This window comes from Mycolicibacterium sp. XJ662 (genome assembly GCF_053484035.1).
Map to the genome: position 1 here is coordinate 1 of NZ_JBEFTL010000010.1, position 22,937 is coordinate 22,937.

The following is a 22,937-nucleotide window of genomic DNA, read 5'->3' on the forward strand; positions in this document are numbered from 1 at the left end:
TTCACTGCTGGCGATGCGTCTGGTCGCCGCCATCAACAAGACGATGGACACCGGCCTGGTCGTCAGCGCGGTGTTCGACACCCCCACCGTCGCTCAGTTGGCGCAGCGGTTGGGCGGCGAGGACGACCAACTCGAGCCGCTGGTCGCCGGGCAGCGGCCCGCGGTGGTGCCGCTGTCGTTCGCACAAAGCCGGCTGTGGTTCATCGACCAATTACACGGGCCCTCACCGGTTTACAACCTCGCCGTGGGCCTGCGCCTGGAGGGACACCTCGACGTCGATGCGCTCGGCGCGGCGTTCGCCGACGTGGTGGAACGCCATGAAAGCCTGCGCACGGTGTTCCCGGCCGTCGACGGGATACCGCAGCAGCAGATTGTCGACGCCGAGCTGGCCGAGTTCGGCTGGGACGTCGTCGATGCCAGCGCATGGTCGGCCAGCCGGCTGGCCGAGGTGGTCGAAGAAACCGCGCGGCACAGTTTCGACCTGGCTAAGGAGATCCCGCTACGGGCAAGGCTTTTCCGTGTCGCCGACGACGAGCACGTACTGGTGGCCGTCGTGCACCACATCGCCGCCGACGGCTGGTCGATCACCCCGCTGGTGGCCGATCTGGGGGTGGCGTACGCCAGCCGCTGCGCCGGGCAAGCGCCGACATGGCAGCCGCTGGCCGTCCAATACGTCGATTACACGCTGTGGCAGCGCGCCCAACTCGGCGAGCTCGAGGACAGCGGCAGCCGGATCGCCCAACAACTGAACTTCTGGGAAGAGGCGTTGGCCGGAATGCCGGAACGCATTGCGCTGCCGACCGATCGGCCGTACCCGCTGGTGGCCGATCAACGCGGCGCCAGGGTGGAGGTGGACTGGCCGGCCGAGTTGCAGCGCCAGATCTCCCAGGTGGCGCGCCAGCACAATGCGACAGGCTTCATGGTGATGCAGGCCGCGCTGGCGGTGCTGCTGGCCAAACTCAGCGCGAGTTCCGATGTGGCGGTGGGATTCCCGATCGCCGGCCGCCGCGACGCCGCCCTCGACGAACTGGTCGGGTTCTTCGTCAACACGTTGGTGTTGCGGGTCGACCTCGAAGGCGACCCCACCGTCGCCGACGTGCTGGCCCAGGTGCGGGAACGCAGCCTGGCCGCGTTCGAGCATCAGGACGTGCCGTTCGAACTCCTGGTGGAGCGGCTCAACCCGACCCGGTCGCTGACCCACCACCCGCTGGTGCAGGTGATGCTGGCCTGGCAGAACGTGCCCGGGCAGGGTGACGACGCGGCAGGCGAGGTGACGCTGGGTGATCTGGCGGTCACCCAGATGCCGCTGGACACCCACACCGCGCGCATGGACCTGTCGTTCTCACTGGCCGAACGCTGGACCGAAACCGGTGGGGCCGCCGGTATTTCAGGCACGGTCGAGTTCCGCACCGATGTGTTCGACACTTCCAGCATCGAAGCCATGATCGAGCGTCTGCACCGGGTGCTCGACGCCATGACCACCGATCCCACCCGGACCTTGTCGGCGATCGATGTCCTCGACGCCGACGAACATGCCCGAGTGGACGCGATCGGTAACCGGGCGGCGCTGACCGAGTCGATTGCCACAGCCTCGATCGCGGCGTTGTTCGAGGGGCAGGTCGCCCGCACTCCCGACGCGGCCGCCGTAAGCTTCGACGGTCGCTCGGTCACCTACCGGGAACTGGATGAGGCCGCAAACCGGCTGGCGCACATGCTGGTTGGCCGCGGCGTCGGCTCTGGCCAGCGAGTGGCGTTGCTGTTTCCCCGCTCGATCGAAGCGGTCGCGGCGATCTTCGCCGTCCTCAAGACCGGTGCGGCCTACGTGCCGATCGACCCATCCGTGCCCGATGCGCGGCTGGAGTTCGTGCTCGGCGATTCCGCACCGGTGGTTGCGCTCACCACCGCGGATCTGGCCCACCGGCTTTCCGGCCGTGGGCTGGTCGTCATCGACGTGGACGACCCTGGCATCATCACCCAGCCCACCAGCGCGTTGTCGGGACCCAGCGCCGACGACATCGCCTACCTGATCTACACCTCGGGAACGACAGGCGTGCCCAAGGGCGTGGCGATCCCGCACCACAACGTCACCCGGTTGCTGGAGGCCATTGACACCCGACTGGAGCTACCGCCGAAACAGGTGTGGACACAGAGCCATTCATTGGCCTTCGACTTCTCCGTCTGGGAGATCTTCGGCGCCCTGCTCCACGGCGGCCGGCTGGTGATCGTCTCGGATACAGTCGCCCGGTCGCCAGAAGAGCTGCACGACCTGCTGATCGACGAGCAGGTCAACGTGTTGAGCCAGACGCCGTCGGCGTTCTACGCGCTGCAGTCCATCGACGAGCTGACCCCTGATTCGGCGTCCGATCTGGCGCTCGACGTGGTGGTGTTCGGCGGTGAGGCCCTGGAGCCGCCGCGGCTCAAGACGTGGCTGGACACCCATCCGGACGCGCCCCGGTTGATCAACATGTACGGAATCACCGAAACCACCGTGCACGCCTCGTTCCGCGAGATCCTCATCGACGACATCGACACCGCCGTCAGCCCCATCGGGGGACCCCTGTCGCACCTGGGCTTCTTCGTGCTCGACGCGTGGCTGCGGCCGGTGCCGGTCGGCGTCGTGGGGGAGCTTTACGTGGCAGGCGCCGGGGTGGGCACCGGCTATGTGGGCCGAGCAGCGCTGAGCGCGACGCGGTTCGTCGCGTGCCCGTTCGGCGGGCCCGGCGCCCGGATGTATCGCACCGGCGACCTGGTGTGTTGGGGCGCCGACGGTGAGTTGAGGTACCTGGGCCGCGCCGACGAGCAGGTCAAGATCCGCGGCTACCGCATCGAACTCGGTGAGATCCAGGCTGCCCTTGCCGAATTGAACGGCGTTGAACAGGCGGTGGTGATCGCCCGCGAGGACCGTCCCGGCGACAAACGCCTCGTGGGATATGTGACCGGTATCGACGACCCGGCCGGGCTACGCGCCCAGCTCGCCGAGCGGCTGCCCGCCTACATGGTTCCTGCGGCCGTGGTGACGCTGGACGCGCTGCCGCTCACCGTCAACGGCAAGCTCGACACCCGCGCGCTTCCTGCGCCCGAGTACACCGACGTCGACCACTACCGCGCCCCGGCCAACACCGTCGAGGAGATCCTGGCCGGCATCTACGCCGAGGTCCTCGGGTTGGAGCGGGTCGGGGTTGACGACTCGTTCTTCGACCTTGGCGGCGACAGCATTTCGGCGATCCAGGTGATCATGCGCGGCCACGCCGCGGGGCTGGTCGGGCGCCCCCGCGACATCTTCGTTCAGCAGACCGTGGCCCGCCTGGCCCGGGTTGTCCGGCTGGCCGACAGCTCTACCGGCGAGGTCGACGAGGGCACGGGGGCGGTGATCGCCACCCCGATCATGCAGTGGTTGAAGGGCATTGACGGCTCGATCGACGAGTTCAACCAGACGGTGCTGTTGCAGGCGCCCACCGGCGCGACCGAAGCCGACGTGGTGGTGGGACTGCAGGCCCTGCTGGACCGGCATGCCATGCTGCGCCTGCGCGCCGAGGACGACGGCGCAGGCGGATGGTCGTTGACTGTCCCCGAAGCCGATTCGGTAGACGCACGAAGCATGTTGCACTCCGTGGACACGCTGACCGATGAGGTGCTGGTGGCGGCGCGGTCGCGGCTGAACCCCGCGCAGGGCGTAATGCTCAGCGCGCTGTGGGTAGCCTCCACCGGGCAACTGGCGTTGATCATCCACCACCTGGCCGTCGACGGGGTGTCCTGGCGGATTGTGCTGGAAGACCTCAACATCGCCTGGACCCAGCATCGCGGTGGGCAGCCGGTGCTGTTACCGCCGGCCGGCACATCCTTTGCGCGGTGGTCGCAAGTTCTGGCCGAACACGCCCGCGACCCACACGTCGTCGCCCAGGCGGACGCGTGGCGGCGGGTGGCGGCGATCCCCGCGGCACTACCGGCCCCGCAACCCGCGGTCGATACCTTCGCCACGGCCGGATACCTGACCGAACTGCTCGACGCCGAGACCACCCACATGCTGCTCGGCGAGGTGCCCGCCGCGTTCCACGCCGCGGTGCACGAAATCCTGTTGATCGCCTTCGCGTTGGCGTGGACGCAGTACCTGGGCACCGACGGCGCGCCGATCGCCATCGACGTCGAGGGCCATGGCCGCGACGAAGACTTGCCGCTTGCGGGTGAGAGCGCCGATCGACACATCGACCTGTCCCGCACGGTGGGCTGGTTCACCGCCAAGTACCCCGTGGCCGTGAACCTGGGCGGGTTGCGCTGGACGCAGGTGGTCGCCGGGGACGCCGCGCTGGGTGCGGTGATCAAAGATGCCAAGGAGCAACTGCGTTCCCTGCCCGACGGCCTGACCTACGGGCTGCTGCGCTACCTGAACCCCGACGCCGACCTGGCCGGGGCGGACCCGGTCATCGGGTTCAACTACCTTGGGCGCCTTGGCGCTCCGGCGGCCTACGCATCCGGTGACGTGTGGCGGTTCAGCCAGGAAGGCTTGTCGATGACCGCCGCGGCGGCGGCGATGCCGATCGCGCTGATGCACACCGTCGAACTCAACGCCGCCACCATAGACACCGACACCGGTCCGCACCTGAACGCGACGTGGACGTGGGCGCCGTCGGCGCTGGACCGTACGGCGGTCACGCGCATCAGCCGGTTGTGGTTCGACGCGCTGGCCGGTATCTGCGCGCACGTCCGACGCGGCGGCGGCGGGTTGACACCGTCCGACATCGCACCAGTGCGGTTGAGCCAGCAGCAGATCGACGAACTGCACCGCCAGTCTCCGATCGCCGACGTGCTGCCGTTGACCCCGCTGCAACAGGGTCTGCTCTACCACGCCGGCATCGCGAACTCCTCAGGTGACGATGTGTACGCGGTGCAACTCGACATCGCGCTGAGTGGCCCGGTCGACGCCCACCGGCTCCGCGAAGCCGTACAGGCCGTGGTCACCCGGCACCCGCACCTGGCCGCCCGGTTCTGCGCACAGTTCGAACAACCGCTGCAGCTGATACCCGCCGACCCCGACCCGCCGTGGCGATATGTCGAATTAGAAGACGTCGCAACCGATTCCGGCGTCGACGAGCAGATCGACCGGATCTGCGCCGACGAACGCGCCGCGGTGTGCGATCTGGCGCACCAGCCGCCCTTCCGAGTGGCGCTGATCCGTGTCGGCGCGGAACGCCACCGCTTTGTGCTGACCAACCACCACATCGTGCTCGACGGCTGGTCGATGCCGATCCTCATGCAGGAGATCTTCGCCGGCTACCACGGCCACCGGCTGCCGGCGGCTTCGCCCTACCGCAGCTTCATGACCTGGCTGGCCGAGCGGGATCACGCTGCCGCACAAGCGGCCTGGCGGAAACTGTTCGCCGACTTCGAGACCCCGATCCTCGTCGGGCCACCGCAGAAGCTCGGGTTCGCGCGGCGCAGCGTCGAGGTGTTCCGGGTGCCCGCCAAGACCACCCGCGGCGTCACCAAGCTGGCACGGTCACACCACACCACCGTCAACGTCGTGCTGCAGGCCGCATGGGCGATCTTGCTCGCCTCGCTGACCGAACAGCACGACGTCGCGTTCGGCACCGTCGTGTCCGGTCGGCCGCCGGAGGTGCTGGGCGCGGACTCGATGGTGGGCCTGCTGATCAACACGGTGCCGGTGCGCGCCACCCTCGCACCCGATACCACACCGTCGGCCCTGTTGCACCAGCTGCAAAGCGTGCACAACGACACCCTCGAGCACCAGCATCTGGCGCTCAGCGATATCCACCGCATCACCGGCCAGGAAAGGCTTTTCGACACCGTCTTCGTTTACGAAAATTATCCGACCGACACCGGTACCGCGCCGGCCGTCGACGGGCTGGCCATCACCGGGTTCAGCAGCCGCGACTTCTACCACTATCCGCTCGCGGTACAGGCCGGGCCGGGCCGCGAACTCGAGCTACGCGTGCAGTACGACACCGAAGTGTTCGACGCAGAGGGCATCGAAGCGCTGATGGAACGGTTCAAACAGGTGCTCGTGGCGATGACGGCCCACCCGAATCGGCGGCTGCTGTCGATGGATGTGCTGAAGCCCGGCAAGCATTCCCGGCTGAACCGGTGGAGCAAACCGGCGACCCCGGCACCGGAAGCCCGCGACCCCGGCGCCGCCTACAGCGCACCGTCGACGTTGGTCGAACAGATCCTGGTGAGCATCTACGCGCAGGTGCTCGGCGTGGACCGCGTCGGTGTCGACGAGTCGTTCTTCGACCTGGGCGGGGATTCGCTGGCCGCCATGCGGGCGGTCGCCGCGATCAACACGGCCCTTGACGTGCACCTCACCGTGCCAACGTTATTGGAGGCCCCGACGGTGCGAAGCCTGAGCCGGTTGATGGACGAAGCCGTCAGGCCGACCGGCGAGTCGTAGCCCCCATCACCACAGCAGCGGTACCAGACGATAACGCGCCTTCTGCGCGTACTCCCGGTAGCCGTCCAACTCATCGATGAGCATCTTCTCCTCATCGCCGATGCGCAGCACAAGCATGAGCACCCCGGGTAGTACGGCAAGCAGCCCCCAGTAGGAGCCCAAGGCAAGCGGGAAGCCGAGGATCGTGATCACGTTGCCGGTGTACATCGGGTGGCGCACCAGCCCGTACAGGCCCGTGTCGACGAGCTTCTGGTCCGACTCGACCTGCACCGTGGAGGCCGCGAAGCTGTTCTGAATCACCACCAGGCTGGTGACACCGAGCCCGATGGCCACCAGGACAGCACCGGCGATGCTGATCGCCGCGGGTACCTCCGACCAGCCGAACCGGTGGTCCAGGGTGCTGACGAGCACCATCGCCGCCAACGACACGTACCACCCCGCGATGAGCAGCTTTTGCACCGTGCGGGTTTCGGCCACGGGGCCCGCGCGCTTACGCCGCTGCAGCGCATCGGGATCCGCGCGAAGCAGGTACATGCTGGGCAGCCACGTCGAAAGGGCGAACACCGCCAGGAAAGCCCACGCCTGCCAGTAGTCGAACGTGCCGGCCAAACCGAACAGCACCAAGCCGAACACCGTGATCTCGAGAAGCCCCAACATCAGCATCTTCAGAAGGGCTTTCACACAACCTCCACACTCGTCGGTCTGACAGGCTAAAACTACCGTGGCCCCACCCTTTCCCGCGAGCATGCGTGTTGCCCATGCTTCGCGGTGGGCCCAGCGGCCGACACACCGTGCTCGAGCGCGAGTTCGCGCACGCACGTCGCGGAGTTCACCTCGCGGCAGGGGAGTCGCAGGTCCCAATCCAGTCCCGGCCCGATCATTTATACAATGGCCAATGTGTAAACTCTGGACCGTCACCGGAGCATCTGCAACTGCGGCTCGTCGGGAAGGCGTGACGCCAGGGTCGTGGTGGTGGACACCTGCGGAGAAAGGCGGCACTGCAATGAGTTTTCGCGACGACGGCAGGGTGTACCTCGAGGTCGGGATAAACGGCAAGGCCGGCAAGGAACTGAACCCGAACGTTCCCCACGGGGCTGACGAGACGGCACGCGATGTCGTGGAGTGCATTCAGCACGGTGCGAGCGTTGTTCACTACCACGCTCGCTATGACGACGGACGGCAAGCCTGGGCCGATGACGACGTCTCCCGCGCGATCTTGACCACCGCGGCCCGGGAGGTCGACCCGCTCGCCTACCCGGGCTACGCCGGCAGCCTCGAGCACATCGTGGCGTTGGCCGAGCGCCCGCCGGACGGTACCGCGCTGTTTTTCGCGCCGTTCGAGCCGGCCCAACACGTCGAGCAGGTCTTCTGGCACGAAGACAAGAACCAGTTCGAGGTGGCCGGTAACGGCACCGACGACTCGAGCGGCGCACATCCTCCTTACCTGGCTGAGCTCGATCGGCTCACGAAGTTGAGGTTGGTGCCCAGCATCTCGGTGTTCAACGCCGTCGATCTGCGCTGGGTGATGCTGGCCGCCCGCATCGGGGTCTTGCGGCAACCGTTGAACATCAAGTTGTTCTTCTCCGATCGCTGGGTTTCCTACAGTGATCCCGCCCCCGACGTCATGGACTTCCTGATCTCGCGGATCCCGAAATGGGTCGACCATGAGGTCGTCGTCGTGCCATATGCGATGACCTCAGCCGAACGCTGTCAAGAGCTGTGGGAGCACGCACTGGAGCGCGGGCTGGGGATTCGGGTGGGCATCGGGGACAACCCGTTGGTGTACCGGACAGTGACCAATGCCAGGATGGTGGACCGCGCGGTCGACCTCGTCGCCAGGCGCGGGTTCAGTCCAGCCACACAGGATGATGTGCGCGCCCGCTTCGCTGCCGCCGGTGTGGACGAAAGCGAAATGGTGCGGGTAGTCGTCAACCGCAATCGCTGTCTGGGCTGGGGTGTGTGCTACACACATGCACCGGAGATATACCAAGCCGATTCGGAGGGCTACTGCGTCGTCGTCAAGCCCTTCGTCGGCGAAGCGCTGTTCGACAAGGCCGTCGAGGGTGCGGCGGCCTGCCCCGAACGTGCGATCAGGGTCGAGCTGCCCGAGGACGCCTCAGCTCCGGTACCGACCGCAACGGGCCGTCACACGTAGCCATCCACATCGCGCCGCGATCCATTAACTTTGCCTCAGCGAACCGTGTCGAGGCGACCGGTTCCCAAGATCAACACGTATGAGGTGCGATGAGCTCGTTGGCAGCCGCGCTTGCCGAGCGGTTATCGAGCAGCGACAGGTATCTGGTCGTCCTGGACGACGGGCAGTGGATGCGCCATCCGTGGCCGGAGGTACACGCACGATCGGAGAACGTCGCCGACTGGCTGCGCAACGACGACGTCACCGCGCTCGGCCTGACCGGGGATCCCACCGTCGAGTTGATCGCGGCGATCCTCGGTGCCTTCCAGGCCGGTGTCGCGGTATCGATCGGACCTGGCCCGGTCCGCGGCGCGGATTCAGACCAGTGGGCGCAGAGCATCCTGACCCGGTTTAGCGGCATGGGGATCAGCCACGTCCTCAGCCACGGGTCTCATCTCGAACGGTTGTCGGCCGCCGACGGACCCTTGATCGTCAAGGAGCTCAGCTCCGTTGCCCCCGTACGACGTTCGTCCACGTTGGTGGCCCCCGATGATCCGGACCCGGTGGCGCTACTGCAGGGCACCGCGGGGTCCACGGGTGCCCCGCGCACGGTGCAGCTGTCACCGGACGCGGTGCTGGCCAACCTCAGCGGCCTCAACGCCCGCATCGATGTGACGCCGGCAGACGTCGGGTGCTCCTGGTTGCCGCTGTATCACGACATGGGGTTGAGCTTTCTGCTCGCAGGCGCCCTGGGCGGCACCGATGTGTGGCAGGCACCGACGGCGGCTTTTCAGGCGTCGCCGTTTCGCTGGCTGAACTGGCTCACCGAGAGCCGCGCCACCATCACCGCCGCGCCGAACATGGCCTACGGGTTGATCGGCAAGTATTCGCGGCGCGTCACCGACGTGGACCTGAGCAGCGTGCGCTTCGCGCTCAACGGCGGTGAACCCGTCGATTGTGAGCTGACCGCGCGGTTCGCCACCGAGATGGCCCGCTTCGGGTTCGATGGCGGCGCACTGGCACCGTCGTACGGGCTGGCCGAAGCCACCTGTGCGGTAACTGTTCCCGAACCCGGCCGCGGCCTTGTCGTCGACGACGCCGGCCACGCGATCCTCGGTGCGCCGATAGCGGGCATGTCGGTGCGCGTCGAACCGGGCGAGCATGGGCAGCGCGGGGTCGGCGAGGTGATGATCCGCGGGTCGTCGATGATGTCGGGCTATCGCGGCGATGAGCCGCTGGGCACCGACGAATGGTTTCCCACTGGCGATCTGGGCTACCTGGTCGACGGTGGCCTCGTGGTGTGCGGACGCGCCAAGGAACTGATCACCGTGGCTGGGCGCAACGTCTTCCCGGCTGAAGTCGAGCGGGTGGCCGCGGCGGCCCCGGGCGTGCGCGAGGGCGCCGTCGTGGCCGTCGGCGTCGGTGAACGCTCCGTGCGGCCCGGCGTCGTGATCGTCGCGGAGTTCCGCGGACCCGACGAAGACGGTGTCCGTGCCGAGGTCATCAGGCGCGTCGCGTCAGAGTGCGGTGTCGTCCCCTCGGACGTGATCTTCGTGCGCCCCGGCGCGCTGCCGAGAACGACGTCGGGCAAGTTGCGCCGTCTGGAGGTCCAACACGACGTCGTTGCCAAACGCGGCGGTTGAGCCGCGCTCAGCGCACCTTGACGACGACCTTGCCCTTGGCTGAGCGGTCCTCCAGCGCCGCGATCGCATCCGCGGCGCGCTCGAACGGGTAGATCACCGGTTCTGGTGCCGACACCGTGCCCGACGCCAGCAGCGGCTCCAGCTCGGCCCACTGCTCGGCGAGATAGTTGGGATGAGTGAAAGTTCAAGCGCCCCAGCCGACTCCGACCACATCGATGTTGTTGAGCAGCAGCCGGTTGACCTTCACGGTCGGGATCTCGCCGCCGGTGAACCCGATGACCAGCAGCCGACCGCCGGGGGCCAGCGACCGCAACGAGTCGGTGAACCGGTCGCCGCCGACGGGGTCGACGACGATGTCCACCCCGCGCCCGTCCGTCAACTCCTTCACCTTGTCCTTGAAGCCGTCGGCAAGCACCACATCGGAGGCTCCGGCGGCGCGGGCGGCCTCGACCTTGCCCTCGGTGCTGACCACCGCGATCACCCGCGACGCGCCCCACGCCGGCGCCAACCGCAGCGTGGACGTACCGATGCCGCCGGCCGCCCCGTGCACCAGCACGGTCTCGCCCTCGGCCAGCCGGCCCCGGGTCAGCAGTCCGTGGTGCATGGTCAGGTCGTTGAAGAGCAGGCCGGCGCCGGCCTCGAACGACACGTTGTCGGGCAGCTTGAACACCCGTTCGGCGGGCAACGCGACCACTTCAGCCATCCCGCCGCACAGCATGGTCAGCGCAGCCACCCGGTCACCCGCGGTCACCTGCGCGCCCGCAGGTGCGCTGCGCACCACGCCGGCGACCTCACCGCCCGGGGTGTAGGGCATCTCCGGTTTGTACTGGTAGAGCCCGCGGGACTGCAGCACGTCGGGAAACGCGACACCGGCCGCGTGCACATCGATGACAACGGCGTCGCGGCCGTCGGGCTCGTCGATCTCGACGAGTTTGGCGGCCTGTGGCCCGTCCAGGCTGGCTATCTGAATTGCGCGCATGGCGCCCATTTAACCTCCCCGGATGCCCGGCCCCGGACTCGCCGCCCAAAGGGGCGTTTCGGTGCTACCCGCCACACAGACGCGAAGATAAGCTAACTTATGCGGCAGCGTTGCTGAAATCGATCGGAGCACCAATGGGTCGTGGTTACACCCCGAGCATGCGGGCAGGAGCTTTCGCCCCCGCGCAGGCACTACCGCCGGGCCGGCCCGTCACCGTGCGCGCGACGGACGGCACCCGCCTGCACGCCGAGGTCTTCGGGCCCGACGACGGCCAGCCCGTCGTGCTGGCCCACGGCATCACCTGCGCGCTGCGGGTGTGGGCGCACCAGATCACCGACCTGTCGCGCGACTACCGGGTGATCGCCTACGACCACCGCGGCCACGGCCGCAGCGGCGTCCCCCCGCGCCGCAGCGGATACAGCCTCGAACACCTGGCCGCTGACCTCGACTGCGTACTCGATGCGACGGTGGCCCCCGATGAACGCGCCGTCGTGGCGGGCCACTCGATGGGCGGCATCGCGATCACCTCGTGGGCCGAGCGCTACCCCGACCGGGTGTCTGACCGCGCGGCCGCCGTCGCGCTGATCAACACCACCACCGGTGACCTGCTGCGCAACGTGCAGCTGCTGCCGGTGCCCGCGGCGCTTGCTGGCGTTCGGGTACGCGCCGCGGGCACGCTGCTCAAGACGTTCGGCGCGACGCCGGTACCGCGCGCCGCCTACGGCCCGAACCAGCGTTTCCTGTCCATGCTGGCGGTAGGCCGCGACGCCGACCCCGCGATCGCGGCGTTCGTGCACGAGCTGTTCGCCCAAACCCCTCCCGCCGGCCGCGGCGGCTGGGCCCGCACGCTCGTCGACCACCTGGGTCCGCAGCACATCGGGCTGGCCAACCTCGTCGTGCCGACGTTGGTCATAGGCAGCGAAAAGGATCGGCTCCTGCCGGTCGCGTCGGCTCGTCGCATCGCCAACGAGGTGCCCAACCTGACCGAGTTCGTGGAACTGGCCGGCGGGCACTGCGCGATCCTCGAATGTCCCGACGAAGTCAACAAGCGCCTGCGCCAGCTGGTCGAGTCGGTCGGCGCCGAACGCCGCGCTGGGTCTGTCCGCCCGGCCCGCCGGGACACCTCCTAGGCCGTGAGCGCCCGGTGCACTTCGTCGGCGGCGCGCTTACCGGAGCGCACCGCCCCGTCGAGGAACCCGCTCCACTTGTCAGCGGTTTCGGTGCCCGCCCAGAAGATGTTGTCGACCGGCTTGCGCAGCCACGGCCCGTAGGTGGTCCACGACCCCGTCGGTACAGCCGCGGTGGGACCACCAGGCGCGAACTCCTCTGCGCCCCAGCGATGGTCGAGATAGTCGATCGGGTTCGCCGCGTCTTCGCCGAACAACGCCGTGAAACCGGCCAGCGCGCGCTCGCGGCGTTGTTCGGGGGCCAGCGCGTCAAATGACCGGGCGTCGGTGAACCCCAACAGGATTCCCGGGCCGTCGTCGCCGGGGCTGACGTCGAACGTGATGAAGACCGGTCCCTCGTCGGAGAGCGCCTCACCCGAACATCCGCCGGCCCGCCAGAACGGTGTCTCGTAGGCGACATAGGCCTTGCTGAGATTGCCCTGGGGCCAATGGTTTACCAACTTTTCCTGCTCGGGCGGCAGCTCGGGGTGGAACTCGATGCCGCCGCGGTGCGCCGGGGGGACGGCCACCACAACCGCTTTGGCCGTGACGTCGCCGCGGTCACCACCCACGGTCAGCGTGCCGTCGGGATGGCGGTCGACGCGACGTACGACGGCGTCCAACACCACCCGCGGCCCAAGCTCATCGGCGATCCGCAGCGCGATCTGCTGGGTGCCGCCCGGGAAGCGGTCCTGTTGGGCGCCGCCTTCGACGTCGAGCATGCGGCCGATACCGCCTGCGGCCTTGACGTAACGCGCGGCGTGCAACATCGACACCTCGTCGGGTTCGGCGCCCCACGTCACCCGCGCCATGATCGCCATCAGATCCCGCGTCGACGCGCTCGCGCGGACGTAGCGCAGCCAGTCGTCGAGGGTTTTGGAGTCCAGGGTGTCGGCGATCGGCGAGGTCCACGGCGCATCGACCGGCACCCGGCGGCAGACGCGGTCGAACCGCCACTGGATGCGTGACACGTCGAGCAGTTCGAGAATCGACAGCCGCGGAATCGTGCTGCGATAGGACCGCACCCGCCCGCGCCAGTGGATGAGGTTCTTACCGCGCACGTAGGTGGGCTCGGTCGGGCAACCGAGCTCTTTGGCGAGGGCGACGACGGCATCCTGCGTTGGGCCGACGAACGTCGCACCGAGATCGACCGGCACCCCGGCGATAGTCGCCGTCATCGAACGGCCGCCGACCCGGTCGCGGCCCTCCAACACCAGCACGTCGTGGCCGAGGCGCGTCAAATCCCTGGCCGCCGTCAGCCCCGCGAACCCGGCGCCGACGACCACGACGTCGGCTCGGGCGGGCAGGGCAGAAGAAGTCACCCAGTTAGGCTCTCACGTCGTGAGGGTGATGACTGCGCTGTTCGGCCCAACCGATGCGATCGAGCGGGCGCAGGCGCTACGCGAGGCCGGAGCCAGTGGGGTGTTCACCTTCGAGGGTCCACACGACGTGTTCGCGCCGTTGACGCTGGCGTCCACGGTGTCCGGCCTCGATCTGATGACCAACGTGGCGATCGCCTTTCCCCGCAACCCAATCCAGCTCGCACACCAGGCCAACGACATGCAGTTGCTGGCGCAGGGCCGCTTCATTCTGGGCCTCGGCACCCAGGTGCGCGCGCAGGTCGAGAAGCGCTACGGCGCCGCCTTCGACCGGCCGGTGGCGCGGATGAAGGAGATGGTCGGGGCGCTGCGCGCGGTGTTCGACACGTGGAACACCGGCGGGCGCCTGGATTTCCGCGGCGAGTACTACCGGCACACCCTGATGACGCCGACCTTCAACCCCGGCCCCAACCCGTACGGCCCGCCGCCGATCTATCTGGGTGCGCTGGGCCCGCGGTTGACGCGGGCCACCGCCGAGGTCGCCGACGGCCTGCTGGTGATGCCGTTCGGTTCGAAGCGGTTCCTGCACGAGGTGACGATGCCGGCGGTGCGTGACGGGCTGGCCGCCGCCGGCCGTCGCGCCGAGGACTTCGCCGTCGTCCCGGAGATCATCGTGTCGGTGGACGACGACGACCATGCGGCGGCGCGCCGGTTGCTCTCGTTCTACGGGTCCACCCCGGCGTACCGCCCGGTCCTGGACGTACACGGCTGGGGGGAACTTCAACCGGAACTCAACACGTTGTCCAAGCAGGGCCGCTGGCAGGAGATGGCGACTCTGATCGACGACGACATGCTGCACACCATCGCCGCATGTGGCAGCCCCGCCCAAGTCGCCGCGCACGTGCGCGACCGCGTCGACGGCGTCTCGGACCGCATCTGCCTCTACCAGCCCGGACCGATCGCGGTCGAGTCGTTGGCCGAGATCGTCGACGCTTTGGGTGCCTGACACATATCGTGGTACTCAGCGGGACCAAAGGAGGTTCGAGATGAGTGGCGATGAGCGCTTGCGCGAAGAGCCGACTGGTATCGATGGGCGCACCGACGTGCAGACGGATTACTCCGATGTGCTGATCCTCGGTGCGGGGATCTCGGGAATCGGCGCCGCCTACCGCGTGCAGGAGAAGAACCCGACGTCCTCCTACACCGTGCTGGAACGACGCGCGCGGATCGGCGGGACCTGGGATCTGCACACCTATCCGGGTATCCGCTCTGACAGCGACATCATCACGCTGAGCTACCCCTTCGAGCCGTGGACCCGCCCGGAGAACGTCGCCGACGGGCCCGACATCCGTGACTACCTGGAGCAGACCGCTCAAAAGCACGGCATCGACAAGCACATCCGGTTCAACAACCATGTGCTGTCGGCAGATTGGGATTCGACGACCGACACCTGGACGGTGCAGGCGGAGGAGAACGGCACCCCGAAGACCTATCGCGCCCGGTTCCTGTTCTTCGGCACCGGCTACTACAACTACGACGAACCGTACCGGCCGGATTTCCCCGGCCTCGACGAGTTCGCCGGTGACGTGGTGCATCCGCAGCACTGGCCGGAGTCGCTGGATTACGCGGGCAAGCGCATCGTGGTGATCGGCAGCGGCGCGACGGCGGTCAGCATGATCCCGACGCTGACCGAAACCGCCGGCCACGTCACCATGCTGCAGCGCTCACCGACCTACATGTTGTCGACCCAGCGGATCAACCCGATCGTGCAGGCGCTGCGGAAAGTGCTGCCGAAACGGCTCGGCTACCGCGCCGCACGGTTCTACAACACGTTGTTCACGGTGTTCGTCTACGGGTTCGCCCGGATTGCGCCCAAGCTCAGCAGGCGTTTCATCCGAGGCCGCGCCAAAGCCAACCTGCCCGAGGGCTATCCGGTCGACGTGCACTTCAATCCGCCCTACGACCCGTGGGACCAGCGGTTGTGCGCCATGCTCGACTACGACTTCTACGAGGTGATCAACCAGGGCAAGCTCGACGTGGTGACCGACCGGATCGACCGGATCGACGCCGCCGGCATCAAACTGCGGTCGGGGGAGCGCATCGACGCCGACGTGATCATCACCGCGACCGGCATCCAGCTGCAGGCGCTCGGCGGCGTCGCGTTGAGCATCGACGGCGAGGAGTTCAAGCCGCAGGACCGGTTCGTCTACAAGGAGCACATGCTCGAGGACGTGCCGAACCTGGCCTGGTGCGTCGGCTACATCAACGCCTCGTGGACGCTGCGCGCCGATCTGACGGCGCGCGCGTTCGCGCGGTTGATCGCCTACATGGACGAGCAGGGCTACACCCACGCCTACCCGCATCTGGGGGAGCGGCCGATGCAGGAGAAGCCGGCGTGGAACATCAACGCCGGCTACGTGCAGCGCACCGGCCACGAGCTACCGAAGTCCGGTACCGAACGGCCCTGGAACGTGCGGCACAACTACGTGCTGGACGCCATCGATCACCGCTTCGACCGCATCGAGGAGTCCATGGTGTTCGGCCGGGTCAGCGTCGCACAGGTGAAGGCCGGCTGATTTTGTGATTTCGGCGCGCTCATGCCCCGTCAGGGTGGATTAGCGCGCCGAAATCACTGATTACGGGGCGACGGTGAACCAGTCGGCGAAGCCCGACGGGTCGTGGCGGCCCAGCGCACCGTGCTCGAACAGGCCCCAACCCTCGGCCGATTTGCCGCCCTCCGTGCACACCGCACGGCCGACGTGGTCGATGACGCCGAACATGGCCTTGCCGTTGACCGACGGGTCGGTCATGTCGTAGGTCAGTCGCTCGGTGAACTTCTCGCCCTTCCACATCCCGTGCAGCCAATCGGAATCGCCGCCGTACCCGCCGCCGATGTGGATGGGCACCGCCAACTTCGACTCGACCTCGAACACCACCGGCTTACCCTCCGGCGTGGTGGCTTCGATGGTGGCGCCGTAGGGAATTCGCGTCCCCGACGTGTAGTGGATCTTCACCCGGGGCCAGCCGAGCTGTTCGACACGGCCGTCGCGCCAGACCCGCGTGCAGTCGTTGAGGCTGCGGAACCCGGTCGGATCTTCCTGGATGATCAGCACGATCCCGAAGTCGTCGAACGCCATCGGTACGTAGAGCCACCACATACCCTCGAACGGCGGATCTGCGGGACGGCCCGCCGGTTCGGGTTCACCGATCGGTCGGATACCCCACGAGCGGTCGCGGGTGCCGATCCATACCGACGGGTCGACGGAGATCTCCTCACCGTCGATCACGATGGTCCCGCTCCAACTGCCGACCTGCGCGAAGCGCTGCGCGTCGAGCGTGACCCGGGTACCGGTACGCAGCACGTGGCGTTGCTCCTGCACGGCGGGAAACAGCCCCTCCCAGGTCAGGTCGACGGCCATACCGTCGGTCTCCTCGAGCACCACCCGCAGCTTGTTGAGCGGTTCGGTGACCTCGACGCGATATCCCAGCACGTGCGGGTTGAGCCGGTCGGCGTCGATGCCGTCGGACAGATGCACCGCGGTCTGGACGTCGTTGCGCCGCACGAGGACGAACGCATCCTTGACCCCGAGGTTGGGGTAGTACCCGATGCCGGTGATCAGGAAGATGTCACCGGTGCGGTCGTGGGCGTTGAGATAGGAGCGGTCGTAGAAGTTGCGGTCCGACGATCCCGGCCAGGCGATCGGCTGCGGGATCTGGTGTACGGGGAATTCGTCGATGGGTCCGAGCATCAGGCCTCTCCTGTAATGAGCCGCTTGAGCAACGACCCGTGATAGAACAACGATTCGACGTCCTCGGGCTGCTCGATCTCACCGAAGCGCACGCGCCGGGCGCTGGTCCGCATGAACACACACGCCCATATCACGCCCGAGTACACGTAGAACCACTTCAGATCACCGAGTTTGACCCCGGTGCGTTCGGTGTAGGCCGCCTTGACGTCTTCTTCGCGCATGAAGTCGGGCATGCCGGGCAGGCCGGCCAGCCCGGCCAGTTCTTGAAAGACCATGTGCGCAAAGATCATCCACGCGACGTCCATCTCGCGCGGGCCCAATGTGGCCATCTCCCAATCCAGTACGGCCACCGGCGCAAACCCGGAGTAGAGCACGTTGCCGACGCGCGAGTCACCCCACACCAGCACCGGGTCCGTGGCCGCGACGTCGGCCGGCCAGTTGGCCTCCAACCACTCCAGCGCCTGCTCGACAAGCGGCGAGCGTCCGATATCGGGAACGGCGAACTGATACCAGTCCTTGAGCCAGTTGAGGTTTCGCCGCAACGCGTTGTCGTCGGAGCCGTCGTCGAGGAAGCCGAAGGTGCTCTGCGGGTCGGGAATCGAGTGCACCTTGGCCAACACGTCGACGGTGTTGTCCTGGAGTTCTCGTTGCTGTTCGGCGGGGGAGTCGAAGAACCAGTTGCCGCCGAAGGTGTAGGGCATGACGTCGGGCGGCACCCTGCCGTCGACGTAGTCCATCAGGAAGAACGGCGTGCCCAGCACCGACCCGCTGTTCTCCAACCAGCGCACCGGCGGCACCGGCACGTCGGTCTTCTCGCCGACCAACCGGATGACGTCGAACTGGTGATCCATCCGGTAGGACGAGAACACCGGAACGTCCTGGGCGGCGGGGGCGACGCGCGCCACCCATTTCTGTTCCTGCGGTTGCCCGCCCTGTTCCCAACGGCCCGTCAGGATGATGGTCTCCGAGGACATGCCGTTGGCGTCGACGCCGCTCTCCACGGTGATTTCCGGAGCGACGCCGCCGGGTAGCACTGTCGACAGCCACTCGGACATCACACCGGGCAGGGTGCTGACGTCACGACTGGAATGCTCGAGGCGGCCGACATCCTCTACCGCCGGTTCGCTAGCCATCCGGAACCATCCTTCGTTGACCAAATTACGATACGGTAAGTAGCGTTATGAAAGCAGACCTGTCATCGGTTGACAAGCCCCCTGGCGCCGGGCGGCCCAGGGATCCGCGCATCGACGCCGCCATCTTGCGCGCCGCCGCGGATCTGCTTGTGAAAATCGGCTATTCGAACCTCACGATGGCGGCCGTCGCCAAGCAGGCGGGCACGACGAAGACCGCGCTGTACCGCCGCTGGTCCAGCAAGGCCGAGCTGGTGCACGAGGCGGCGTTTCCAGCGGCCCCCACCGCAATCGACACGCCGCCGGGCGACATCACCGCCGATATCCGCGCGATGATCGCCGCCGCCCGCGACGTTTTCACCACTCCTGTGGTGCGCGCGGCGCTGCCCGGGCTGATCGCCGACATGGCCGCCGACGCCGAACTGAACGCCAGGGTGATGGGCCGGTTCGCCGAACTGTTCGCCGCCGTGCGCATGCGGTTGGCCGACGCCGTGCACCGGGACGAGGTGCATCCCGACGTCGACCCCGACCGGCTGGTCGAGGTGATCGGCGGGGCCACCCTGCTACGCGTGCTCCTGCAACCCGGTGAGCCCCTCGGCGACGACTGGGTCGAGCAGACCGCTGCCATTCTGATCCACGGTGTGGTGGCATAGCGGCGTGTCTTCAGTACAACCGTTTCCCTCCGAATGGCGCACCTGCCTGGTTCTGGTGCCGCACCCCGACGATCCCGAGTACGGCATCGCCGCGGCCGTCGCCAAGTGGACATCGACAGGCAGGAAGGTCCACTACACGCTGGCCTCGCGCGGCGAGCGTGGCATCGAAGGAATGGCGCCCGAACAGGCCGGCCCGCTGCGTGAAATCGAGCAGCGCCGGTCGGCGGCCGTCGTCGGCGTCGACGACGTGGACTTCTGGGATTTCCCCGACAGCCAAATCCGCAACACCCCGGCGCTGCGGGCAAAGATCGCCGAGACGATCACCGCGTTGGCGCCCGACGTCGTGATCACCATCTACAGCGGCCCGCGGTGGGCACCCGACGCGCCGAACCAGCGTGACCACATCGAGTTCGCGAACGCCGTTGCGCAGGCCTATGATTCGCTCTCCGACCCGCCGCGCTGGCTGTTCGAGAACGGTCCGGAGCCGACCCACGGGGAAACCGTCGACGGCTTTGTCGACCACGCCGTCGCAGCCCTTGCCGCGCACGAGAAGTACCTGTCGGTGCTCGACCCGGACACACCGGTCGTCGAGCAGGCCCGCAAACAGGTGGAGATGACGACCGCGCCGCACCCGGATTTCGACGGCGCGCCCACCGTCGGCTTCATCCTCAAACGCCCCACCCCCCTCTAGCCGCGAGCGTGCGTGTTTGCGTGCGACACACCGGTGTTCGGCCGAAGTTTACGCACGTCCCCAGCTTCGCGTGGGCCCACGCTGGCGACTCAGCCGTCGATCTGGCGCTTGTTGCGTTCGCTCACCGCGCGGAACTGATCGCCCAACCCCGCGAAGTCACGCTCCTGCGCCATCGCGATCCGCTCCTCGGCGCCCAACGCGGGATCGATGACGGCGGCCGCCCCGGTGGTGTAGATCTCCTTGAGCCCGCGCATGATCGGACCGGGAACCTCGGCGATCTGGGTCGCCAGCTCGACGGCGCGATCCAGTAACCGCTCGTGCGCGACGACCTCGGTCACCAACCCGATCCGTTCGGCCCGCGCCGCGTCGACCACCTCGCCGGTCATCGACAGGCGTCGCGCCATCGCGTGGCCGACCACCTGGGGTAGCCGCGCGGTCATGCCGCCGCCGGGCAGGATGCCGACGCGGGCGTGGGTGTCGGCGAACACCGCCCGCTCTGACGCGATGAGGAAATCGCAGCCGAGCGCCATCTCGAGACCGCCGGTGAACGTCGCCCCGTTGATCGCGCCGACGATCGGCGTGCGCATGTCGGCGGTCTTGGTGATGCAGCTCTGCCACCGGAACTCGTCGAAGTAGGCCGACCCGTCGCGTTGGGCCTCCTTGAGGTCCACCCCCGCACAGAACCCTGGGTCGGTGCCGGTCAGGACCACGGCGCGGACATTGCCGTCGGCGTCGGCATCGGTCAACGCCGCGTACAACGTACGGATCAGCTCGCGGCCCAACGCGTTACGGGCCTCGGGCCGGTTCATCGTCAACACCCGCACCGGGCCGTGGTCGGTGACGAGGACAAGTTCTGCGGTGCTCATGGGTAGAACGTAGCGCGCCGAGATCCGGGGTGGACCCCAGCCGACCACAAGGCGTAGCCTTTCGTTACGACATCGTTTCGTATATTGGAGGGCGCGGGAATGGCACATCCGGAGGTGATCGTGGTCGGCGCAGGCCCGTCCGGGCTGGCGTTGGCATGTGGGCTGCTACTTCACGGTGTCGGCGTACGCGTCGTCGACAAGGCCAGCGGTCCGGCCACGACGTCGCGGGCCAACTTCCTGCACGCGCGTGGCTCCGAGGTCCTGGATCGGTTGGGGGCACTCGGTGATCTGCCGCAACGCTCGGTGCGGGCCATGCAGATCACCACCTATCTCGGTGGTAAGCCCATGATGCGTTTGCGCTTCGGCGATCCCGGAATGGACACGGCCGCACCGCCGATGGTGATTTCGCAGGCCAACGTCGAAGCAGCGCTGCGGGACCGGCTGAGGGCACTCGGCGGCACCGTCGAGTGGAACTCCCCGCTGGTGGGCCTGCGCCAGGACGACGACGCCGTGGTGGCCACCCTGGGCACCGGCGAGGACGCACGTGCTGCGTGGTTGGTCGGCTGCGACGGCGCAGGCAGCACGACGCGGAAGGTCGCGAACATCGGGTTTCCCGGCGCCAAGCTCACCGAACGGTTCCTGCTCGCCGATGTGGCACTGGACTGGGACCTCGACCGGTCAGGAACCACCGGCTGGATTCACCCGGACGGCATGCTGGGCGTGATGCCGATGCCCGACGACATGTGGCGCGTCATCGCCTATGACCCCGGTCAGCGCAGCGAAAAGCCCACGGACGCCGAGATTCTCGACCGGCTGCAGCACATCCTGCCCGAGCGCAGCGGTCGTGATGTTAGCGTCACCGGCACCGAGTGGCTGTCGATGTTCCAGGTGCACCGCAGGCTGGCCGACACCTACCGTCGGGGCCGCGTGCTGATCGCCGGGGACGCCGCCCACACCCATGCGCCGTTCGGCGGCCAGGGCATGCTGACCGGACTCGGTGACGTCGAAAACCTCGCCTGGAAGCTGGCTTTGGTGATCGGCAGGCGCGCCGACACCGCGCTGCTGGACACCTACCAGGCTGAGCGACGGCCGCTGGCTACCGAGGTGCTGCGCGATACCAGCGCGGTCACCAAAATCAATATCGCGCAGGGCCCGGTGGGCCGGTTTCTGCGTGACCGGGTGGTCTTGCCGCTGCTCGGCCTGCCGCGGGTGCAGCGCTCGTTGACGTATCGCACCTCGCAGCTGTGGGTGGATTACCGGGATGGGCCGCTCGCCGAAAAGCGTTGGCGCGGGAAGAAACCCCGTTCTGGTGATCGGGTCGCCGACGTCGAATGTCGCTGTATCGCCGACGGCGAGAAGACTCGTTTGTACGCGGAGCTCGGCGGATGCTGGGCGTTGCTGGTGCCCCGCGGCGACGACGCGCTGTCCGCGACCGCCCACGCTCATCTCGGTGAGCACGTCGTCACACTGCGCTGTGCGAACGACGAAACCGACGCCTTGCTGGTGCGCCCCGACGGGCACCTGGGTTGGCGCGGCCGTTCCGATGCGGAGTTGACCGGCTGGCTGCAGCGGGCGCTCGGCAGGGGAGATGTGAGGTGACGCCGTGACGTCGGCTCGGGGGCGGCCGCGTGACCCGGAACTGGACGCGGCGATCCGGACCGCGGCGCTGGAGTTGTTCATCGCCCAGGGTATTTCGGCGATGAGCATCGAGCAGGTCGCCAAACGCGCCGGTGTGGGTAAGCCAACCGTCTACCGGAGGTGGCCGTCGAAGGAGCGGTTGGTGTCCGACGCGATCGAGAGCCTGATCGGTGCGGAGATCCACTGGGCCGACGCCGAAGAGATCGCCGCGACGCCGCCGCAGCAGCTGGTGCGACGCAACATCGACGCCGCCGCTCGCACCGCGGCCGATCCGACGTTTCGCGCGCTGGTCGCTCAGGTCTATGGTTCGGCCGTCACCCATCCCGTGCTGATACAGACCTACTGGACGCACTACATCGTGCCACGTCGCCGTTCGGCGATCGCCCTGCTGAAGCGCGCGCAGGCCGACGGCCTCGTCGCGGCCGACGCCGATCTCGACGTCATCGTCGACATGCTCGCCGGCGCGGTGACATACCGGGTGCTGCAACCCGATCCGCCCAACTTCGGGCAGATGAAGCGCTACTTGACGGCCGCGTACCGACAGGTCGGGCTGCTGCCGTAAG

At 67.7% G+C, this 22,937-nt stretch carries 15 protein-coding genes and 1 pseudogene; 10 read left to right on the plus strand and 6 right to left on the minus strand.

Annotated elements, in window-relative coordinates:
* A partial coding sequence (locus ABQE93_RS21635) for a non-ribosomal peptide synthetase (RefSeq protein ID WP_448410663.1) occupies positions 1 to 6,406 on the plus strand: 6,406 nt, incomplete at its 5' end.
* A 6-nt stretch (positions 6,407 to 6,412) separates the two neighbouring features.
* Here ABQE93_RS21635 and ABQE93_RS21640 read toward each other — a convergent pair.
* Positions 6,413 to 7,069 (minus strand): methyltransferase family protein, encoded by a 657-nt coding sequence (locus tag ABQE93_RS21640; RefSeq protein ID WP_448410673.1) that lies wholly within the window; start codon positions 7,067 to 7,069, stop codon positions 6,413 to 6,415.
* Between the two features lie 340 nt (positions 7,070 to 7,409).
* On the opposite strand from ABQE93_RS21640, the gene ABQE93_RS21645 reads away from it, so the two are divergent.
* Both ABQE93_RS21645 and mbtM read left to right on the plus strand, forming a co-directional pair.
* On the plus strand, positions 7,410 to 8,561 hold the full coding sequence (locus ABQE93_RS21645; RefSeq protein ID WP_448410662.1) for a 3-keto-5-aminohexanoate cleavage protein: 1,152 nt from the start codon (positions 7,410 to 7,412) through the stop codon (positions 8,559 to 8,561).
* 89 nt (positions 8,562 to 8,650) lie between these two features.
* Positions 8,651 to 10,183: a long-chain-fatty acid--ACP ligase MbtM gene (mbtM, locus tag ABQE93_RS21650; protein WP_448410661.1), complete on the plus strand. Its 1,533-nt coding sequence runs from the start codon at positions 8,651 to 8,653 to the stop codon at positions 10,181 to 10,183.
* 7 nt (positions 10,184 to 10,190) lie between these two features.
* Here mbtM and ABQE93_RS21655 read toward each other — a convergent pair.
* Positions 10,191 to 11,162 (minus strand): annotated as a pseudogene (locus ABQE93_RS21655) (NADPH:quinone oxidoreductase family protein).
* 158 nt (positions 11,163 to 11,320) lie between these two features.
* Here ABQE93_RS21655 and ABQE93_RS21660 point away from each other — a divergent pair.
* Positions 11,321 to 12,292, plus strand: a complete 972-nt coding sequence (locus ABQE93_RS21660; protein ID WP_448410660.1) for an alpha/beta fold hydrolase — start codon at positions 11,321 to 11,323, stop codon at positions 12,290 to 12,292.
* On the opposite strand, the gene ABQE93_RS21665 is transcribed toward ABQE93_RS21660, so the two are convergent.
* The gene (locus ABQE93_RS21665; RefSeq protein WP_448410659.1) at positions 12,289 to 13,650 is read right to left on the minus strand and encodes a flavin monoamine oxidase family protein; all 1,362 of its coding nucleotides are present in this window, start codon (positions 13,648 to 13,650) and stop codon (positions 12,289 to 12,291) included. The two genes, ABQE93_RS21660 and ABQE93_RS21665, sit on opposite strands and share 4 nt — an antisense overlap.
* A gap of 19 nt (positions 13,651 to 13,669) precedes the next feature.
* Between ABQE93_RS21665 and ABQE93_RS21670 the strand changes: the two genes are divergently transcribed.
* On the plus strand, positions 13,670 to 14,653 hold the full coding sequence (locus ABQE93_RS21670) for a TIGR03617 family F420-dependent LLM class oxidoreductase (RefSeq protein WP_448410658.1): 984 nt from the start codon (positions 13,670 to 13,672) through the stop codon (positions 14,651 to 14,653).
* Positions 14,654 to 14,693: 40 nt separating this feature from the next.
* Positions 14,694 to 16,223: a flavin-containing monooxygenase gene (locus ABQE93_RS21675; RefSeq protein WP_448410657.1), complete on the plus strand. Its 1,530-nt coding sequence runs from the start codon at positions 14,694 to 14,696 to the stop codon at positions 16,221 to 16,223.
* Positions 16,224 to 16,283: 60 nt separating this feature from the next.
* On the opposite strand, the gene ABQE93_RS21680 is transcribed toward ABQE93_RS21675, so the two are convergent.
* Positions 16,284 to 17,396: an Rv3169 family protein gene (locus tag ABQE93_RS21680; RefSeq protein WP_448410656.1), complete on the minus strand. Its 1,113-nt coding sequence runs from the start codon at positions 17,394 to 17,396 to the stop codon at positions 16,284 to 16,286.
* Positions 17,396 to 18,529 carry a phosphotransferase family protein gene (locus ABQE93_RS21685; protein WP_448410655.1) on the minus strand — a complete coding sequence of 378 codons (1,134 nt, stop codon included), beginning with the start codon at positions 18,527 to 18,529 and terminating at the stop codon, positions 17,396 to 17,398. The genes ABQE93_RS21680 and ABQE93_RS21685 overlap by 1 nt, the downstream gene beginning before the upstream one ends.
* Before the next feature lie 47 nt (positions 18,530 to 18,576).
* On the opposite strand from ABQE93_RS21685, the gene ABQE93_RS21690 reads away from it, so the two are divergent.
* Both ABQE93_RS21690 and ABQE93_RS21695 read left to right on the plus strand, forming a co-directional pair.
* Positions 18,577 to 19,179, plus strand: a complete 603-nt coding sequence (locus ABQE93_RS21690; protein WP_448410654.1) for a TetR/AcrR family transcriptional regulator — start codon at positions 18,577 to 18,579, stop codon at positions 19,177 to 19,179.
* Between the two features lie 4 nt (positions 19,180 to 19,183).
* Positions 19,184 to 19,870 carry a PIG-L deacetylase family protein gene (locus tag ABQE93_RS21695; RefSeq protein WP_448410653.1) on the plus strand — a complete coding sequence of 229 codons (687 nt, stop codon included), beginning with the start codon at positions 19,184 to 19,186 and terminating at the stop codon, positions 19,868 to 19,870.
* An 89-nt stretch (positions 19,871 to 19,959) separates the two neighbouring features.
* Here the strand turns inward: ABQE93_RS21695 and ABQE93_RS21700 are convergent, their stop codons facing one another.
* Entirely contained in the window at positions 19,960 to 20,736 is a 777-nt protein-coding gene (locus ABQE93_RS21700) for an enoyl-CoA hydratase (RefSeq protein ID WP_448410652.1), read from the minus strand.
* Between the two features lie 99 nt (positions 20,737 to 20,835).
* On the opposite strand from ABQE93_RS21700, the gene ABQE93_RS21705 reads away from it, so the two are divergent.
* Both ABQE93_RS21705 and ABQE93_RS21710 read left to right on the plus strand, forming a co-directional pair.
* A complete protein-coding gene (locus ABQE93_RS21705; RefSeq protein WP_448410651.1) occupies positions 20,836 to 22,335 on the plus strand; it encodes an FAD-dependent monooxygenase in 1,500 nt (499 codons plus the stop codon).
* Positions 22,336 to 22,339: 4 nt separating this feature from the next.
* Positions 22,340 to 22,936 carry a TetR/AcrR family transcriptional regulator gene (locus ABQE93_RS21710; RefSeq protein ID WP_448410650.1) on the plus strand — a complete coding sequence of 199 codons (597 nt, stop codon included), beginning with the start codon at positions 22,340 to 22,342 and terminating at the stop codon, positions 22,934 to 22,936.
* Position 22,937: the final 1 nt, after the last annotated feature.

Excerpts from the sequence above, each read along its gene's own strand:
- ABQE93_RS21680 (WP_448410656.1), bottom strand. The coding sequence starts at position 17,396 with ATGCTCGGACCCATCGACGAATTCCCCGTACACCAGATCCCGCAGCCG.
- mbtM (WP_448410661.1), top strand. The coding sequence starts at position 8,651 with ATGAGCTCGTTGGCAGCCGCGCTTGCCGAGCGGTTATCGAGCAGCGAC.
- ABQE93_RS21700 (WP_448410652.1), bottom strand. The coding sequence starts at position 20,736 with ATGAGCACCGCAGAACTTGTCCTCGTCACCGACCACGGCCCGGTGCGG.
- ABQE93_RS21660 (WP_448410660.1), top strand. The coding sequence starts at position 11,321 with ATGCGGGCAGGAGCTTTCGCCCCCGCGCAGGCACTACCGCCGGGCCGG.
- ABQE93_RS21690 (WP_448410654.1), top strand. The coding sequence starts at position 18,577 with ATGAAAGCAGACCTGTCATCGGTTGACAAGCCCCCTGGCGCCGGGCGG.
- ABQE93_RS21705 (WP_448410651.1), top strand. The coding sequence starts at position 20,836 with ATGGCACATCCGGAGGTGATCGTGGTCGGCGCAGGCCCGTCCGGGCTG.
- ABQE93_RS21685 (WP_448410655.1), bottom strand. The coding sequence starts at position 18,529 with ATGGCTAGCGAACCGGCGGTAGAGGATGTCGGCCGCCTCGAGCATTCC.
- ABQE93_RS21675 (WP_448410657.1), top strand. The coding sequence starts at position 14,694 with ATGAGTGGCGATGAGCGCTTGCGCGAAGAGCCGACTGGTATCGATGGG.
- ABQE93_RS21640 (WP_448410673.1), bottom strand. The coding sequence starts at position 7,069 with ATGCTGATGTTGGGGCTTCTCGAGATCACGGTGTTCGGCTTGGTGCTG.
- ABQE93_RS21645 (WP_448410662.1), top strand. The coding sequence starts at position 7,410 with ATGAGTTTTCGCGACGACGGCAGGGTGTACCTCGAGGTCGGGATAAAC.